The 15,565-nt window shown below is 53.5% G+C and carries 15 protein-coding genes and 1 tRNA gene; 2 read left to right on the top strand and 14 right to left on the bottom strand.

All coding sequences use genetic code 11. The features are described from left to right. Window positions 1-3 precede the first annotated feature (3 nt). Entirely contained in the window at window positions 4-1,191 is a 1,188-nt protein-coding gene (locus GXM22_RS07660) for a tyrosine-type recombinase/integrase (protein WP_005934271.1), read from the top strand. Beyond that, a complete protein-coding gene (locus tag GXM22_RS07655; protein ID WP_005934269.1) occupies window positions 1,188-1,697 on the top strand; it encodes a GNAT family N-acetyltransferase in 510 nt (169 codons plus the stop codon). The genes GXM22_RS07660 and GXM22_RS07655 overlap by 4 nt, the downstream gene beginning before the upstream one ends. A 279-nt stretch (window positions 1,698-1,976) precedes the next feature. On the opposite strand, the gene GXM22_RS07650 is transcribed toward GXM22_RS07655, so the two are convergent. The 14 genes from GXM22_RS07650 to GXM22_RS07585 all read right to left on the bottom strand — a co-directional run bounded on the left by GXM22_RS07650 (window position 1,977) and on the right by GXM22_RS07585 (window position 15,560). Continuing rightward, complete coding sequence (locus tag GXM22_RS07650) at window positions 1,977-2,807, bottom strand: N-acetylmuramoyl-L-alanine amidase family protein (protein WP_005934265.1); 831 nt, start codon at window positions 2,805-2,807, stop codon at window positions 1,977-1,979. An 86-nt stretch (window positions 2,808-2,893) separates the two neighbouring features. After that, a complete protein-coding gene (locus GXM22_RS07645; protein ID WP_005934261.1) occupies window positions 2,894-5,305 on the bottom strand; it encodes an endonuclease MutS2 in 2,412 nt (803 codons plus the stop codon). A gap of 33 nt (window positions 5,306-5,338) precedes the next feature. Further along, on the bottom strand, window positions 5,339-6,085 hold the full coding sequence (gene recO, locus GXM22_RS07640; protein WP_035394449.1) for a DNA repair protein RecO: 747 nt from the start codon (window positions 6,083-6,085) through the stop codon (window positions 5,339-5,341). Between the two features lie 51 nt (window positions 6,086-6,136). Beyond that, entirely contained in the window at window positions 6,137-7,057 is a 921-nt protein-coding gene (gene era, locus GXM22_RS07635; protein WP_005934257.1) for a GTPase Era, read from the bottom strand. A 51-nt stretch (window positions 7,058-7,108) separates the two neighbouring features. Beyond that, the gene (gene ybeY / locus GXM22_RS07630) at window positions 7,109-7,600 is read right to left on the bottom strand and encodes an rRNA maturation RNase YbeY (RefSeq protein WP_005934255.1); all 492 of its coding nucleotides are present in this window, start codon (window positions 7,598-7,600) and stop codon (window positions 7,109-7,111) included. Window positions 7,601-7,652: 52 nt separating this feature from the next. Next, window positions 7,653-8,615, bottom strand: coding sequence for a PhoH family protein (locus tag GXM22_RS07625; RefSeq protein WP_035394446.1), 963 nt, complete (start codon window positions 8,613-8,615; stop codon window positions 7,653-7,655). A 219-nt stretch (window positions 8,616-8,834) separates the two neighbouring features. Then, window positions 8,835-9,722, bottom strand: coding sequence for a sugar phosphate isomerase/epimerase family protein (locus GXM22_RS07620; protein ID WP_005934249.1), 888 nt, complete (start codon window positions 9,720-9,722; stop codon window positions 8,835-8,837). A gap of 32 nt (window positions 9,723-9,754) precedes the next feature. Continuing rightward, the gene (locus GXM22_RS07615) at window positions 9,755-10,765 is read right to left on the bottom strand and encodes a Gfo/Idh/MocA family protein (protein WP_005934245.1); all 1,011 of its coding nucleotides are present in this window, start codon (window positions 10,763-10,765) and stop codon (window positions 9,755-9,757) included. A 56-nt stretch (window positions 10,766-10,821) separates the two neighbouring features. Then, complete coding sequence (locus GXM22_RS07610; protein ID WP_005934242.1) at window positions 10,822-12,048, bottom strand: Gfo/Idh/MocA family protein; 1,227 nt, start codon at window positions 12,046-12,048, stop codon at window positions 10,822-10,824. Window positions 12,049-12,075: 27 nt separating this feature from the next. Beyond that, window positions 12,076-12,948, bottom strand: a complete 873-nt coding sequence (locus GXM22_RS07605; RefSeq protein ID WP_005934239.1) for a sugar phosphate isomerase/epimerase family protein — start codon at window positions 12,946-12,948, stop codon at window positions 12,076-12,078. A gap of 333 nt (window positions 12,949-13,281) precedes the next feature. Next, window positions 13,282-13,590 carry a hypothetical protein gene (locus GXM22_RS15245; protein ID WP_005934235.1) on the bottom strand — a complete coding sequence of 103 codons (309 nt, stop codon included), beginning with the start codon at window positions 13,588-13,590 and terminating at the stop codon, window positions 13,282-13,284. A gap of 203 nt (window positions 13,591-13,793) precedes the next feature. Beyond that, window positions 13,794-14,234, bottom strand: coding sequence for a hypothetical protein (locus tag GXM22_RS07595; RefSeq protein ID WP_143405710.1), 441 nt, complete (start codon window positions 14,232-14,234; stop codon window positions 13,794-13,796). Window positions 14,235-14,534: 300 nt separating this feature from the next. Further along, a tRNA-Thr gene (locus GXM22_RS07590) sits at window positions 14,535-14,610 on the bottom strand. A 167-nt stretch (window positions 14,611-14,777) separates the two neighbouring features. Next, window positions 14,778-15,560 (bottom strand): hypothetical protein, encoded by a 783-nt coding sequence (locus GXM22_RS07585; protein ID WP_005934228.1) that lies wholly within the window; start codon window positions 15,558-15,560, stop codon window positions 14,778-14,780. Window positions 15,561-15,565: the final 5 nt, after the last annotated feature.

Genomic DNA, 15,565 nt, shown 5'->3' with positions numbered 1-15,565 from the left:
ACTATGTCGATCTATCTTGATGAAAAAAATCCGGGCAAGCATCCGCCGTTTGATGATGCTTCGCCGGATATTGTGGAATATGTGCGGTACCTGGAGGTGATCGCGGGCAAAAGCGCCAACACGGCCTTCAGTTATTACTGCGATCTGCGCGGTTTTTCCCGTTTTATGAAACGCCGCCGCGGGCTGGTTCCGGCAGATACGGAGATCAAGGATATTGACCCCAAGGGTCTGGATACGGCCTTCTGGGGCAGTGTGAGCAAAGAGGACATCTATGAATACCTCTATTTTCTGAACCGCGAATGCGGCAACAAGAAATCCTCGACCGCCCGGCGGCTGGCCAGCCTGCACGGCTTTTATGATTACTTGGTCAATCAGGTCAATAAGCTGACAGAGAACCCGACTGCCTCCATCAAGCCGCCCAAGCAGGATAAAGTCCTGCCAAAATATCTGACAGCGGAACAGTCCATGGATCTGCTGGAGAGCACGCAATATCAGAGCGATTTTCCGGAGCGGGATTACTGCATGGTGGTTCTGTTCCTGAACTGCGGAATGCGGCTTTCTGAGTTGGTGGGCATGGATCTGGGCGATATCGACCTGGAACAGCGGCAGATCAGGCTCTTTGGCAAGGGCCACAAGGAACGGATGGTCTATCTGAATGAGGCCTGCGTCGAAGCCCTGCAGCTCTACCTGGCCAAACGCAACACGATGGAGGGCCTGAATCCAAAGGAAAAGGCTGTGTTTGTGACGCGCCGCCGGAAGGAGCGCATTTCCAACCGCAGGGTGGAGCAGCTCGTCACCGGTGCCATGAAAGCGGCCGGGCTCAAGGGCTTTTCCACCCATAAGCTGCGTCACACTGCGGCAACGCTGATGTATCAGACCGGCAATGTGGATATTCTGACCCTTAAGCAGCTGCTGGGTCACAGCAGTGTGGGTACAACGCAAATTTATACGCATCTGCAAGAATTTCAGGTGCGTGCCGCCATTGAGCAGAACCCGCTGGGCACGGTCACACCCGAAAAAGCACGCTTGGATACAACAAAACGGGCAGCAGGGGAGAACAGAGTGAAAAATAACGCCGATTCGATGGATGTTGAAGAAGCTGCCAGCCCGATGGAAGCTTTTGAGGGTGCTGCCAATGATGGCATCCGGGTGGATATCTCTTCTATGCCCGGGGATAAGGAAACTGTATGAACTATATCAACTTCTCTAAGAGTTATCATGTGCAGATGTTGACAAAGCGCGATATTCCGCTGATTTTAGCTCTTTGTGAGAAAAACACACAGTTTTATGAACATTGTCCGCCATTTGTAACTGAGGGAAGCATTCGGGATGATATGTGTGCCTTGCCGCAGCGCAAAATGGACGAACCTCAGGATAAGTATTATCTCGGATTTTTTGATGATGCCGAGCAGCTTGTGGCTGTGATGGACTTTATTGACCATTATCCAACGGAACGAAGCTGCTTCATCGGATTCTTTATGATGGAACGTTCTGTACAGGGACATGGCATTGGAAGCAGGATCATCACAGAGCTGTGTGTGTATCTGCACAGTCTGGGTTACGAGTATATCCGGCTGGGTTATGTGGATGGCAACAAGCAAAGTGAATCGTTCTGGAAAAAGAATCAGTTCACAGATACCGGATTGAGAAATCACACGCAGGACTATACGGTCGTTGTAATGAATCGGATGCTGTAACAGATCAAACAGATCAATAACAGGAAAAACGTGTGTAAAAAACGCAAAATACACAGTTATTGTAAAACAGGCCGCCGGAGCTCAGATTGAGCCGAGGCGGCCTTAAAAACGCCTAAAACTGGAAAAGAGGGCTTTTTCACTCCCCTATGTTTCGCATAACCTGCATTATATGAAAAGAGAATAATCAAAAAATCAGACCCTCCTCTCTCTTCCCGCTGCTGGTTCTGAGATCTCAGAGGGTCTGACCGATCAACTGTTGTTATAGAAAATATGTACCCATCACTCTTCCGACAATGGTGTGGTTTCAAAGTATGCGCAGATTGCTTCATAGTATGCACGCGCAGTCCGCTTACATCCGTCCTTACTGCCGAACTGGGCTACATCGGTATCGCTGGTCACAAAACACTGCTCTGCCAGCACTGCTGGACAATTTACATCTTCCAGAATCGTAAAGCTGCGCTCTACCCGCACTTCCTTGTGGCTGCTCTCCACCAACTGTTTTACTTCCCCTTGGTAATAGATATATCGGATTCCCCCGCGTCCCCGCAGGCTGGCCCCTGCCGCCTGCATAGCCCCGGCAAGCTGCTTTGCAAAATAATAGCTCTCCTGATGGTATGCTCGTCCCGGAACAGCCGGATAACATTCAAACCCGGCTGCGCTGGAGCCTTCGGGTGCCGAATTGCCGTGGACAGACAACAACAGATCCGGATCCTGTGCATTGGCGGCAGCGGCGCGTTCAGCAGGTTTTGCGGTGCTGTCGTAACTTTCCCGGGTGGTCAGTGGGATATAATTGGGGTCACGCTCCAGCCAGGCGCTCAAAGCCTCCGCTGTGGCAGCGGTCATCTCGCTTTCCTGCACCACTCCCCTTGCCCCTGGATCTGAGCCGCCATGTCCTGCATCGATCACAATACGGTACGGCGGCTCACCAATGGTCGGACGAAAATCATCATCGTCTACGGTCGGTGTTGGCTGTCCAATGGAGAAAGCCGCCTGCCACAGATACAGCCCAAAACTGACACCAATAAAACAGAGAACCAGAACCACTGCTCTGCCAAAGGAAAAACTATTGCCCCTTTTCTTTCTTTTGCGCTGTACCGAATGTTTTGCCATGATGACATCCCTGCCGTTTTATAAGAAACGCCCGCCCAAAGAATGATCTTCCGGACGGGCGCTGCCGGGAAACTCCCGGTATGTTTTTACTTCAATTCAACCACGGTCACACCGCTCTCGCCCTCACCGTAACGTCCCAGCCGGAAGCTTTTGACCATCCGGTTGCCGCGCAGATGTTTATGAATCGCGGTGCGCAGAGCACCGGTACCGTTGCCATGGATCAGATACACCACTGTCTGACCGTTCAGAATGGCGCGATCGATATAAGCATCCACCTCAGGCAGAGCTTCATCCACAGTCAGGCCCAGCAGATTCAGCTCCATTTTGGCCGAACGCTGCACACGCTCTACTCTGCCGTTGAGCCGGTTTGCATCGCCCGTCAGGCGGGAATAGCGCTGCTGTGCCTTGGTTTTGGGCTGAGGCTCTTTGATGAGCTTATCCGGCTGCTTCAGGCCCTTGAGCGGGATCTTGGTCTTGATGATGCCGGCACGCACCAGAACATCGCCGTTTTTATCCGGCAGTGCCAGCACGGTGGCCAGCTGGTTGAGCTCTGCAATGCAGACCTCCTGCCCTACCTTGACTTCTTTCAGTGGGACAAACTCCTTGACAGGGTTATGCACCACCTCGGTACCGATAAAGAGCTTTTCAGACTCTTTCTTTGCAATCTCGCGGGCACGTTGGGCTTTCTGCTGGGTGCTCAGGCGCTCGTCCTTCTGCAGCTGGCGCAGCTCATCGGTCAGTGCATACGCCTTGCTTTCCACCTGCTGTGCCAGCGCACGGGCCTTGGCACGGGCAGCTTCCAACTCGTTTTCGCCCTGCTGGATCAATTCATCCCGCTTTTTTTGAGCGGCCTCCAGCTGGTGAGAAGCCTCATTCTTCAGCTCCTCAACCTCGTCCTGGCTCTCTTTCAGCTGTAGCTTCAGGTCGTCCAGCTGGCCCAAAACTGCATCCAGGCGCTTATCCTCGGCAGACAGATGCTGTTGGGCTGCCTCAATGACACGCTCCGGGATGCCCAGCTTCTCACTGATGAGGAAGGCGTTGGACTTGCCGGGCACACCTACGCTCAGCTTGTAAGTCGGGCGCAGTGTCTCCAGATCAAACTCACAGCTGGCATTGACTACACCCTTGGTTTCCAGCGCAAACACCTTCAGTTCGGCGTAGTGAGTGGTTGCCATCAGCAGCACACCGCGGCGGCGTAGTTCCTCGATGATGGCCACGGCCAGCGCTGCACCTTCGGCAGGGTCAGTACCCGCGCCAAGCTCATCCAATAAGACCAGCGTGTGCGGCATGGCAAGTTCCAGAATACCGGTGATCTTCTTCATGTGGCCGGAGAAAGTAGAAAGGCTCTGTTCGATGCTCTGCTCATCACCGATGTCCACAAGAAATTCATCGAACACGCAGATCTCACTGCGTTCATCGGCAGGAATCAGGAAGCCGCACTGTGCCATTGCACACAGCAGACCCGCCGTTTTCAGGGTGACGGTTTTACCGCCGGTGTTCGGGCCGGTGATGATGAGCGAATCGTACTCTTTACCCAACGCAATGTCCACAGGTACACACTTTTTGGGGTCAATGAGCGGATGACGCGCCCGGATGAGCGAAAAGGAGCTGTCGGTGCGGACAGAGGGCTTGAATGCCTTCATATCCAGAGCCAGACGAGCCTTTGCCAACAGCACATCAATTTCCAGCATTGCCTTGTAGCTGTACTGGAACTGAGGCTCAATGGCAGCTACCTGTGCCGTAAATGCCACCAGAATGCGTTCGATCTCCTGCGCTTCTTGTGCACGATACTGCAGAATGCGTGCATTTGCTTCCACGACCGCCTGCGGCTCCACAAAGACAGTAGCACCGGTGGACGAGACATCATGGATGATGCCGCTCACCTCGCCGCGATACTCGCTCTTAACGGGCACAACATACCGTCCATTGCGAATGGAGACCACACTCTCCTGCAAATACTTGGAGGTATCCATATTGCGAACCATGCTTTCCAGCCGGTCGCGGATGCTGTTCTCCGTAGCGCGGATCTTTTTGCGCAGCTCGTTCAGGGTGTGGGAAGCCGTGTCTGCCATGGCATCCGGAGCCAGAATGGCGCTGGAGATCTGCTGCTCCAGCCCGGGCTGAGGTGCCAGCGCGTAGAACAGATCATCTGTAGGCAGGGCATCATGTTCCGAGGAGCCATACCAGCTGGTCAGGTTCTGAAAGTTGCGCAGAGCGCCGGCCACCATCAGCAGTTCCCCCATGGAGAGCACACCGCCCTTGACCGCACGGGCTACCAGAGAGCTGACACCCTCTACCCCGCCAAAGCGCGGAGACCCGTTTTTGATGAGCAGACTGTTGATGGCATCGGTCTGTTCCAGCGCGTAACGCACCTCATCAGGGTCGCACTGAGGCTCCAGAGCCAGCAGCTGCTCTCTAGCTTCCTTGCACACGCAGCCCTCGGATGCACGCGCAATGATCTTATCAAGCTCTAAAGTTTTCAAATAGCTTGTTTCCATGTTTGTTCCCTATATCAAAATTGTTTATCCCGGTCAAGGCAGAACGGATTTCAAAAAGTCGTAACTTTTCAGCGGTTTGTCCAGGTGGGTCAAAGCGTAGCGCTCTGCCACCGCAGACAGCTTTGCCAGACTGCCGACCGAGATTTTGAATGCAAATATTTTCTTATCTTCTACAAGGCAGATATGACGCAAGGCATACAAGGCACCCGTGTCCAGATTGCAGGTCTTGCCCGCCTTTTTCGCACAGTCCTCACAGAGCAGAATGCCCTCCTGCGGGTCAAGATAAAACGCGGGGCCATCGTATTTTTCACAGATCTTGCAGCAGACCAGCTGCGGCAGAAAGCCGCACTCGCTCATGGTGCGCAGCTCAAACACAGCCTTGACCACATGCAGGTCGGTTTTACCCTCGCTGATCATATACAGGCAGTTCAGCAGCAGGCGCAGTTCCTTGGCAGCTTCCTCCCCCGTAGGAGAAAGTGCCGCCGCCATCTCGGCAAGATACATGGCAAGGCTCATCCCCTCGATGGTGGAGGAAATGCCATGAAATACGTTGCGCACTTCCGCTTCTCGGATGGTGTACATATTCCGGCCGGGCAGCAGCACAAATTCAGAGTAGCAAAAAAGCCCGCAGGCGCTGAATAATTTGTTCTTCAGCCGCAGGCTGCTCTGTGCTGAGGCCGAAATGACCCCCAGCTCCGGTGTAAGAATGGTCAGAATCCGGTCAGATTCCTTGTACCGGGTCTCTTTTAACACAAGCCCAGGTGTTACGATCGTATCCATCTGCATATTCTCCCTGCCCGAGCAGTGTCCCGGGCAATGTAAAGAGAAAAATCAACGATTATTCGGGTTCTGTTTGAAGCCAAAGTTGTTCAGCAGAAACTCATTGTCCCGCCAATCTGCTTTGACCTTGACCCAGCACTGCAGGTTGACCCGGCAGCCCAGAAACTCTTCGCAGTCCGCACGGGCAGAGCTGGCGATCTTTTTCAGCATCGCACCACCCTTGCCAATGACCATGCCCTTATGGCTCTCGCGCTCGCAGTAGATATTTACATCGATATCCACCAGATCTGTACCGGGGCGCTCCTTGAAACGCTCCACCACGACCGCAATGCCGTGCGGGATCTCATCCCGCATATACAGCAGTGCCTTTTCACGGATGACCTCCGCCACCAGTTCCTTTTCCGGCATATCGGTGTAGGCATCATCGTCAAAGTAGTGCGGGCCCTCCACAGCATACTGGCTCAGGGCATCGAACAGTTCCTCACAGTGGTCGTCTGCCCGGACGCTTACGGTGTAAATGGCATCAAACACACCCAGCTCCTTGAGCTCAGCCTTGCGGGCTTCCAGATCAGCAGGCTCCTTGACAAGATCGGTTTTATTGATGACTGCAATGGCAGGGCCGCCGCTGCTGCGCAGAGCGTCCACCAGAACCATTTCCGGCTCATTCAGGGCACCGTATGGCTCAAACAGCATCATGGAGACATCCACATCCGCGATGGAATCGCTGGCCGTCTTGTCCATCCGCTTGCCAAGCTTATTGTGGGCCTTATGCACGCCCGGGGTGTCCAGCAAAACATACTGCAGAGGGCCGCGGGTCACAACGCCGGTGATGCGGGTGCGGGTCGTCTGGGGTTTGGAGGTAACAATGGCCACCTTCTCCCCCACCAGACGATTGGTTAGGCTGGATTTGCCCACGTTCGGGCGGCCGATGACCGCCACGAACACAGATGAGGTATCGTAATGCTGCTGCATGGGTGCTGCGTTTTTCAAAATTGAACTCCTATCCTTTGCCGAAATCTGTGATCATTCCGTATAGCTGACGGTGCGGGGCAGGCCAAGCTGGGTCAGCACAGCCTCTTCCTTTTCGCGCATCCGCATAGCTTCCAGACCACCGTTCTCATGGTCATAGCCCAGCAGATGCAGCATGGAGTGAACGGTCAGGAAGGCGACCTCACGCTGCAGCGGATGGCCGTAGAGCGTTGCCTGCTCCTGAGCACGTTCCATGCTGATGACGATATCCCCCAGCATCTTGCAGCCGTTGTTCTCATCCACGTCGTAAACGCCGTTTTCTCCCAGAGGAAAGCTCAACACATCGGTGGGCATCGGCTTGTTGCGATACTGGTTGTTCAGCTCTGCAATGGCAGCGTTATCCACAAAAGTCACGCTGATCTCAGCAGGCTCATCGAAGTGCTCATATTCCAGCACAGCGTTGCAGGCGCGGCGGATCAGGATCCGCAGGCCCGAAGGCACTTTTACGGCTTTCTGTGAATTGGTGATCAAAACTTTATTGGACATAACATTCCTCTCCCTTCATTTTATGCTGCAATTGCAGCTTTCCGCGTCGGTTTCAACGCTTGGCCGGGTGCGCAGCCGCTTCGTAGGCCTTGATGATCTCCTGCACCAGACGATGGCGGACAACATCCTTCTCCGTAAAATAGCACTGTGCAATGCCATCCACGTTCTTGAGAATGTGCAGCGCATCCACAAGGCCGCTGCGGGTACGGTCCGGCAGATCGATCTGGGTCACATCGCCGGTCACAACCACCTTGGAACCTACACCCATACGGGTAAGAAACATCTTCATCTGCTCCGGTGTAGTGTTCTGCGCCTCATCCAGGATGATAAAGGAATCATCCAGCGTGCGGCCGCGCATATATGCCAGCGGAGCAACCTCAATGATCTGCTTTTCCACCAGGCGCTCATAGGTCTCAGCACCCAGCATATCGAACAGGCCATCGTAGAGAGGGCGCAGGTAAGGGTCCACCTTCTGCTGCAGATCACCGGGTAGAAAACCCAGCTTCTCACCTGCTTCCACGGCGGGGCGGGTCAGCACAATGCGGGAAACATCCTTGGCCTTGAACGCTTTGACCGCCATTGCAACGGCCAGATAGGTCTTGCCGGTACCGGCGGGACCCACGCCAAAGGTCACCGCGTTCTTGCGGATAGCATTCAGATATTCCTTTTGGCCCAGTGTCTTGGGGCGGATGGGGCGGCCCTTGACCGTGACCGTGACAAAATCCTCAGTCAGCTCCCGGACACGCTGCTCCTTTCCATCGTGAGCAAGGCTCAGGCAGTAGCGCACCGTCTGATCCTCCAGCGGCGTGTGGTTTTCGATCAGGAGCAGCATCCCCTCCACGGCACGCACAGCAGCGGCCACGTTGGCCTCCTCGCCAGAGAGGCGAAGCATCGTACCCCGGCAGACTGCCGTGACAGAGAACTCCTTTTCCAATAGACGAATGTTGCGGTCACAGTTGCCAAAGATGGCAGCGGCGATCTCCACACTATCCAACTCAATACTTTTTTCGGCCATGTAGCTCCTCCAGCGGTTTATGAATTTCCACATCTATTGTACCACCAAAGGCTCAAATAGAAAACTGTGAAACTTGCACAAAATATTTTCAACATTTTGGAGCGTGTTACAAAGCAGAACCCTGAAACATAAAAAATCGATGCTGCTCTGCATTTCCGCAAAACAGCATCGATTTCATTTTATCGGATCGTAAAAAACGACTCCTCAGAAACTTTTCAATTAGAACCAGTCGCCGAAGCCCATCTTGACCAGGTTGTCGTGGCTGATCTTCAGGCTATCGAACGGATCACGGCCATAGCAGTCATCCTGCTCCACCAGGAAGTACTCGCCGCCGCCCTCCAGGCCAGCCTGGATGATAGCGGGCATATCCAGAGTGCCTTCGCCAACCTCAGCAAACTGCACAATGTTGGTGAAGTTGCTCATGAACTTCATCATGCCTTCCTTGCTGGTGAAGTCCACGCCGCCCTCGGGGATGGGCATCTCACCGATGCGGTAATCCTTCAGGTGGACCAGACGGATGCTGCCGGCATACTTCTTGATGAACTTAACAGGGTCCTGGCCGCCGCGGTGGATCCAGTGGCTGTCCAGCTCAAAGCCCAGAGCAGGAGCATTTGCGCGGATGATGTCCAGCAGGAACTCGCCGTCGTAACGAACGAACTCTACGTGATGGTTGTGGTAGTACAGGTCAATGCCGTCTTCCTTCAGCTTCAGAGCATACTCATTTGCTTCCTTGGCGAAATCCACAGCCTTCTGGTAGTTGCCCATGCAGGTCATGGGCAGCATGCCGATGCGCAGCATATCGCAGTCCAGCTTACGGCAGTCCTCAACGATCTTCTTATAGTCGTCGGGATTGCACAGGAACTCGCCGGGCATACCGGGCAGCATGGGAGAGGTGGATGCGGTGCAGGAAGAGACATTCAGGCCCAGCTCGTCGATAGCCTTGCGGAAGCCTGCAACGTTCTCAGCGGTCATGGGGACCTGAGAGATCTCAACGCAGTGATAGCCGATATCAGCCAGCTTGCCCATGCTCTCGTATGCGTCGAAGTGAGGCATCTTAGCGGGGGCAATGGTGCTCATCTGAACACCGATCAAACCTTTGTTTGCCATGGTTCATTTCTCCTTCTATCTGTGTTTTGCGGTCACGGAGCAACGGGATGGCCAGCCTTGCTGCTTGCATGGATGGCATCGATCAGCCGGATGCTCATTTCCGCATCTCTTACATGGATGTAATCGTCTGTGTTGTTCTCAATGGCACGGTAAAATTTGTTGATCAGGATGCCATGAGAAGCACCAAAATAGAACTTGGCACCGGGCAGCTTCTCATTCTCGCACAGCTTGGTGCGCACACCATCTGCGTCGATCCGGAACAAAGCATCATCCTCGATCAGGAAGGAAGCCTTTTCACAGGCAACCTTGATCTGGACGCTCTCGTTGGTGTAATCACAGTTGGTGGCAAAGAACACACCGTTTGCACCATTAGCAAAGTGCAGGCGGGCAGCTACGGTGTCCTCGACCTCAATGCCGTAATCTGCCAGCTGATTCACCGAGCCATGGATGGCATCGATGTCGCCGCACAGATAATACAGCAGATCCAGCGTGTGGACACTCTGGTTAATCATGCAGCCGCCGCCAGCAGTTTCCAGCTGGCCGCGCCAGGGTTGTTCGTCATAGTAAGCCTTGCCGCGGAACCAGGGTACAAAGCCGCGGCAGCCGATGACCTTGCCATATTCGCCGCCATCAATGATCTTTTTCAGTTCAACGGTGGTGCGGTTCAGACGATTCTGCAGGCAGATGCCGATCTTGACCTCAGGGTGCGCAGCCTCAAATTCCACGAACTCCTTGGCCTGTGCGGTGTTCAGACCCACCGGCTTCTCGCAGAAGACATTCACACCGTGGGAAGCAAAGTACTCCGACACGGGCACATGCAGGTAATGCGGCAGGCAGAGATGTACCACATCGGGATGCTCCTTTTCCAGAAGCTCCTCATAGTCCGTATAGAACGGCACGGCCTTTGCTGCAGCAGGCAGCTTTTCCTGCACAGCGGGATTGTTATCGCACACGGCACACAGTTCGATCTCAGGATTTGCCACAATGATGGGCAGATGAACCTGAAAGATGGTGCCGCAGCCAATGATCGCAGCTCTTTTCATGGAAACGCAACTCCTTGTAAGCCTGGAACAGGCATTGCTTTTTTCAGGGATACTGATTACTCGCGGACGGGGAACTTGCCCTCAGCCTCGATCAGCTTGTTCAGCTCAGCAGCATACTCCTCGGGATCGCAGGGGTTGGAGACTTCGCGGCCGGTCCATGCAGACAGCTGGCTGCTGTTTGCCAGGTTGACACCATTGATGCCGTCCTCGCCGGGAGCCAGCAGCGGGCTGCCGGTCAGGATGTGAGCAGCAAAGTTCTGCATAACGGTGGTGTGCTGGAAGCCCCAGCCATCGTTGTTCTCAAAGGTCTCTTCGGTGTACAGCTTGGAGCCTGCACCGTTGCCGCTGGTCAGCATGGCAACTTCCATCATGTTCATGTGCTCGTTCAGGTAATCCTCAGTGCAGGGGTTGCCTTCCTTATCGATGTAGTGGTAGACATGAGCGGTCTTGCTGTTGTCAACAACGATCTTGCCGCCGTCCAGGTCGATCTCCAGACGATCGGTGCCGATGGCATCGTGGGTGCAGGTGGTAAAGGTTCCGGTAGCGCCGTTAGCGAACTCGACCAGCATGGTCACGTCGTTCTCAACGCCGATGTTACGATGGCAGCCGTTGATGTTCTTGGAGAAAACCTTCACGGGGATACCGCAGATCCACTGCCACAGGTCGAGCTGATGGGGAGCCTGGTTGACCAGGACACCGCCGCCTTCGCCGCCCCAGGTAGCACGCCATGCGCTCTGCTGGTAGTAGCTGTCAGGACGCCACCAGGAGTTGATCATCCACTGAGAGCGGCGGATCTCGCCCAGCTCACCGCTGGCAACGATTTCCTTGATCTTCTGATACAGCTTGTTGGTACGCTGGTTGAACATGATGCCGAAGGAAACCTCGGGATGAGCCTTAGCGCAGGCGATCATCTTCTGAACATCCTTGCTGCGGACACCGGCGGGCTTCTCGCACAGAACGTTCATGCCATGCTCCATAGCGTAGATGGAGATCTCGTGGTGCAGATAGTGAGGAACGGTGGTGATGATGGCATCAACCGTGCCGCTGGCGATCATATCCTTCCAATCCTTGAAGAAGGGCACATCGGGGTACTGCTCCTTGCACATCTTCTCCTTCTCGGGGTCGATATCACACAGAGCGCCCAGTGCGCAGTTGTCGGGGCACGGTGCGCAGACCATGCCGGGGAACGGAGCGGGAGCGTTGGTCAGGAAGCGAGCGTAGCTGCCGCCCTGAGCACCGATACCGATCAGGCCATAACGAATCTTTCCTTCAGTCTTTTCCATTTGAATCTTCTCCTTTTTTCTGTTACGTTAGAATTTTGCCAGAATATCGCACAGTGCGTGATACTGTGCGGCGTAACCTTCAGCACCGTTTTTATACTTGTTCTCACGGATGATGTTCTTTGCATCCGTGGTCTCAAGGCTCTGCAGGCTGTCAAACAGCACCAGATGCGGCTCAAGGGTCAGGAAGCCGGTATAGCCCTCTTCCACGATGGCCTTGTGCAGCAGCTCGGGGATCTTTCCCTCGCCGGTACCGCAGAGCACATTCTCCTTGTCGGTAGAAACGGCATCCTTGATGTGGATATATACAATGTACGGGCGGAGAGCATCCCAGCATTTGGCGGTATCCTCGCCGCACTGTACAAAGTTTGCAAAGTCGAATGCGGACTTGAAGTGCGCGCTGTTCAGCGTCTGCATCAGGTCAACACAGCGGGAAAGAACATCACCATAGATATCCTTCTCGTTTTCGTGCATCAGGATCACGTCGTGCTTTTCAGCAATGGCAATGAACTTGCGCAGCTTCTCGATGACAGCGTCACGATAGTCGGCAGGATCCTTGCCTTCCGGCATAAAGAAGCTGAACATGCGGATGTACTTGCAATTCAGGACCTTAGCGATCTCGCACAGCGTTTCCAGCTGAGCACACTGCTTTTCAAAGCCCTCTTCATCGTCGATCTTGACCTTGCCAATGGGACTGCCCAGGCTGGAAACGCCAACACCAGCGGCCTGCAGGCGGGGCAGCAGATCGGTCTTGACTTCCTCAACGGTAAAGTCAGCGATTCCCTTTTTATCTGCACTGCGCAGGCTGATGTACTGCATTCCAAGCTCACGGACTGTCTTGAGCTGCTCATCAAAAGAAGAGCTGATCTCATCGGCAAAGCCGGAAATATAAATATCCTTCATAAAAATCTCCTTTTTTGTGTAGGATACAAGCCTTACTGTAACTAATATATCACAATTGTTAAAAAAATGCCGCACAAATCTTTTTTGGTTTTTTTAGCACATTGTGCAACAGTTTTTGCCGTTTTGTTGCATATCATAAAACAAGGTGCATCAAACCAATCTTGTGGGGTGAAAAAGGGAGAAAAACTGTGCAAAATGTCCATCTTTGACTTTGATTTTTTGGCAGCGAAAAACAGAACAGCAGGATTTACAATGTGAATGGCACAGGATTTACACACGACAATCATCGAACAAACTGATATATTAGGTCTTGGAGATCGGCTCCTTTGATTCTTAAGGGCCGTGGCAGACTTTTAAGAATCGAAAAGGCTGTACATCATCGGCTACACCTGCCAGTGCGTCGTTACCAAGTCGGCTCAGTCCTGCCTGACCAATGACCCTGAGCAGCGTCCCTACTTCACCATTTTTCTGGGCTGGTGCGGAGCACACCGCTTTCTGGAGCACCGCTGGAAACTGGGCATCTTCTACCTGCTTGTCGGCTGGACCGGTCTCGGCCTTGCATTTGCTCTGGTTGACCTCCTGATTGCGCTCCCCATCGCGAAGGATGAAAATGGAATGATCGAAATCTGATCTCCGTTTCATGACACGCAAAATCCCCTCAGAGCTCTGACAATGCTGTCAGAAATCTCTGAGGGGATTTTTCTATGCATGTGGTAGAAGATCTCATACTCTGCATGGCGGTGCCATCCGCCGGGGATACGTGTAATCTGCAGATAGAACAAGCCAAATGCATCCGCTGGGAACAACTCCTCTTTCCGCAAGTCCGCCATCCCGTCTCACCCTTCTCAGCGAAGATAGAACGAAGCCATACATTTGGCCAGATCCTCTGGTCGTTCTGCAAAGTTTCCATAGCGCCAGCTGTTGAAAAAACCCATATATGCCCCGATGAACGAGTTGCGGAAGTATCGATTTTCGCCCGGCAATGAAACGGGCCATGGCACAAACTGTCTTGCATCCCCGACTTCGATGTTGGAGATCAGAACAAGGATGATCTTCTCGCTCAACGCATCACTGAAAAAACTGGTCAGATGGCAATCCATCAGGACACAAAGGTTCTTTCGCTCCGCATACGTCCAGCGGAACAGCGCAGTCAGGTTTTTTTCCAGGGTACTGTACGCAGGCAACTGCCCCGCAAGCAGGGTCATCTGCCGGTCGAGATAGTAATCCAGCACATCGTCCTTGGATTCAAAGCTGCGGTAAAAGGTGGTTCGGTCGAGGTCTGCCATGTGACACAGCTCTGTGACGGAGATCTTTTCCAGCGGCTTTTTCATTAAAAGCTGAAACAGTGCCGTACAAAATGCATCCTGATTTTTCTGCGCAACGGGGTTGATATGGTTCGTGTACATTGTGCGCTGTGTTCAGCTCCTTCCTCAAAATGATTGGCTTTATTGTACCATATTCTCTGAAATCTGCAAACAATCACATTACAGATGCAAAAACGATGCGAGAATCTTTTTTGTACAGAAACAGAATAACAAAAAAGTCCTATAAACCAGACGAAATTCATCGTAGATTCATAGGACTTTTGGAGCTACTGACCTGATTCGAACAGGCGACCTGCTCATTACGAGTGAGCTGCTCTACCAGCTGAGCCACAGTAGCACGCGTTCTGCAACGATAGATAGTTTAGCATAAAAGAGAATACCTGTCAAGTACTCCCTACGCAAAAACAATTCCGGAACTTTGCAAAAAGCCATCTCGTAATGATTTGCCCTATTCAATTCTTATCGTAAGCTTCACGAACTCTTTTGCCAGGGAATTTTTTCAGCTCATATAAGTTTCGCCTGCCCTGCCAGATACAGCATTCCCACTGCCGCACCGCAAAGTGGCAGGAGCAGAAACAGCATCCAGGCAAACTGACCCAAAAGCGCGCCTGTGCTGGGGGCCTGTCCTCCGCGCCCGAAGGCGGCTGAACAGAGCCTTCCGCTTACCTGCAGTGCGGATGCGCCGAACGTGCACAGCGTTCCGGCCGCAAGGGATGCAGGGATACCGCAGACACAGAGCAGCACAAATGCTGTCCGTGGGTTCAAATCCACAAGCAGCCTGGACGAAAGCAATCCAGAGCCTGTCCCATACAGCATCGCAAAAAGGAAGATGGGCAGCGGCCCAAGGGCAGAAAGCCCCAGGAACAGCACTGCCGTCAGTGCACCTGCCACAGTGAAAAATTCCGTTCGGAACAGGCGCACTGCCCCGGCGGCATCCTGCACAGAAAACAGGCTCTGCCAGCAGTTCAGGTAATAGGAAAGCGTTTCAGCATCGCCTGCCACACAACGTGCTGCTGCCACACCCGCCAGAAAGGTCCCCAGAAGGTACGCCGCCGACAGAAGGATAGTTTCCCTGCTCAGCTTGCTTCGGCGCGCAGCGGCTCTCTCCGGTGTGTTTCCGTACCTCTCAGAGAACGCCGCCGGGATGGATCGCCTTTCTTCCTGCGATGTCTCAGGAAGAACTCCACCGTTCTTCTGTTTTAGCTGCTCTTCCTGTGCTGTCGGCATGATTGCTTCGGGCAGTGCCTTTGCCGCTGCGGTTTCCGGTGTTTCCTGATAGACCCACATACTTC

Origin of the sequence: Faecalibacterium duncaniae (assembly GCF_010509575.1) — a bacterium.
GTDB classification, from domain to species: domain Bacteria; phylum Bacillota; class Clostridia; order Oscillospirales; family Ruminococcaceae; genus Faecalibacterium; species Faecalibacterium duncaniae.
The sequence above is the reverse complement of the archived record's forward strand: the minus strand, read 5'-3'. Positions and strand labels throughout refer to the sequence as shown.

Bases quoted from the DNA above. Each gene is read 5' to 3' on its own strand.
- GXM22_RS07615 (WP_005934245.1), bottom strand. From the start codon at position 10,765: ATGAAAAGAGCTGCGATCATTGGCTGCGGCACCATCTTTCAGGTTCAT.
- GXM22_RS07585 (WP_005934228.1), bottom strand. From the start codon at position 15,560: ATGTGGGTCTATCAGGAAACACCGGAAACCGCAGCGGCAAAGGCACTG.
- GXM22_RS07655 (WP_005934269.1), top strand. From the start codon at position 1,188: ATGAACTATATCAACTTCTCTAAGAGTTATCATGTGCAGATGTTGACA.
- era (WP_005934257.1), bottom strand. From the start codon at position 7,057: ATGCAGCAGCATTACGATACCTCATCTGTGTTCGTGGCGGTCATCGGC.
- GXM22_RS07595 (WP_143405710.1), bottom strand. From the start codon at position 14,234: ATGGCAGACCTCGACCGAACCACCTTTTACCGCAGCTTTGAATCCAAG.
- GXM22_RS07660 (WP_005934271.1), top strand. From the start codon at position 4: ATGTCGATCTATCTTGATGAAAAAAATCCGGGCAAGCATCCGCCGTTT.
- ybeY (WP_005934255.1), bottom strand. From the start codon at position 7,600: ATGTCCAATAAAGTTTTGATCACCAATTCACAGAAAGCCGTAAAAGTG.
- GXM22_RS07605 (WP_005934239.1), bottom strand. From the start codon at position 12,948: ATGAAGGATATTTATATTTCCGGCTTTGCCGATGAGATCAGCTCTTCT.
- recO (WP_035394449.1), bottom strand. From the start codon at position 6,085: ATGGATACGATCGTAACACCTGGGCTTGTGTTAAAAGAGACCCGGTAC.
- GXM22_RS07650 (WP_005934265.1), bottom strand. From the start codon at position 2,807: ATGGCAAAACATTCGGTACAGCGCAAAAGAAAGAAAAGGGGCAATAGT.
- GXM22_RS07620 (WP_005934249.1), bottom strand. From the start codon at position 9,722: ATGGCAAACAAAGGTTTGATCGGTGTTCAGATGAGCACCATTGCCCCC.
- GXM22_RS15245 (WP_005934235.1), bottom strand. From the start codon at position 13,590: ATGAAACGGAGATCAGATTTCGATCATTCCATTTTCATCCTTCGCGAT.
- GXM22_RS07610 (WP_005934242.1), bottom strand. From the start codon at position 12,048: ATGGAAAAGACTGAAGGAAAGATTCGTTATGGCCTGATCGGTATCGGT.
- GXM22_RS07645 (WP_005934261.1), bottom strand. From the start codon at position 5,305: ATGGAAACAAGCTATTTGAAAACTTTAGAGCTTGATAAGATCATTGCG.
- GXM22_RS07625 (WP_035394446.1), bottom strand. From the start codon at position 8,615: ATGGCCGAAAAAAGTATTGAGTTGGATAGTGTGGAGATCGCCGCTGCC.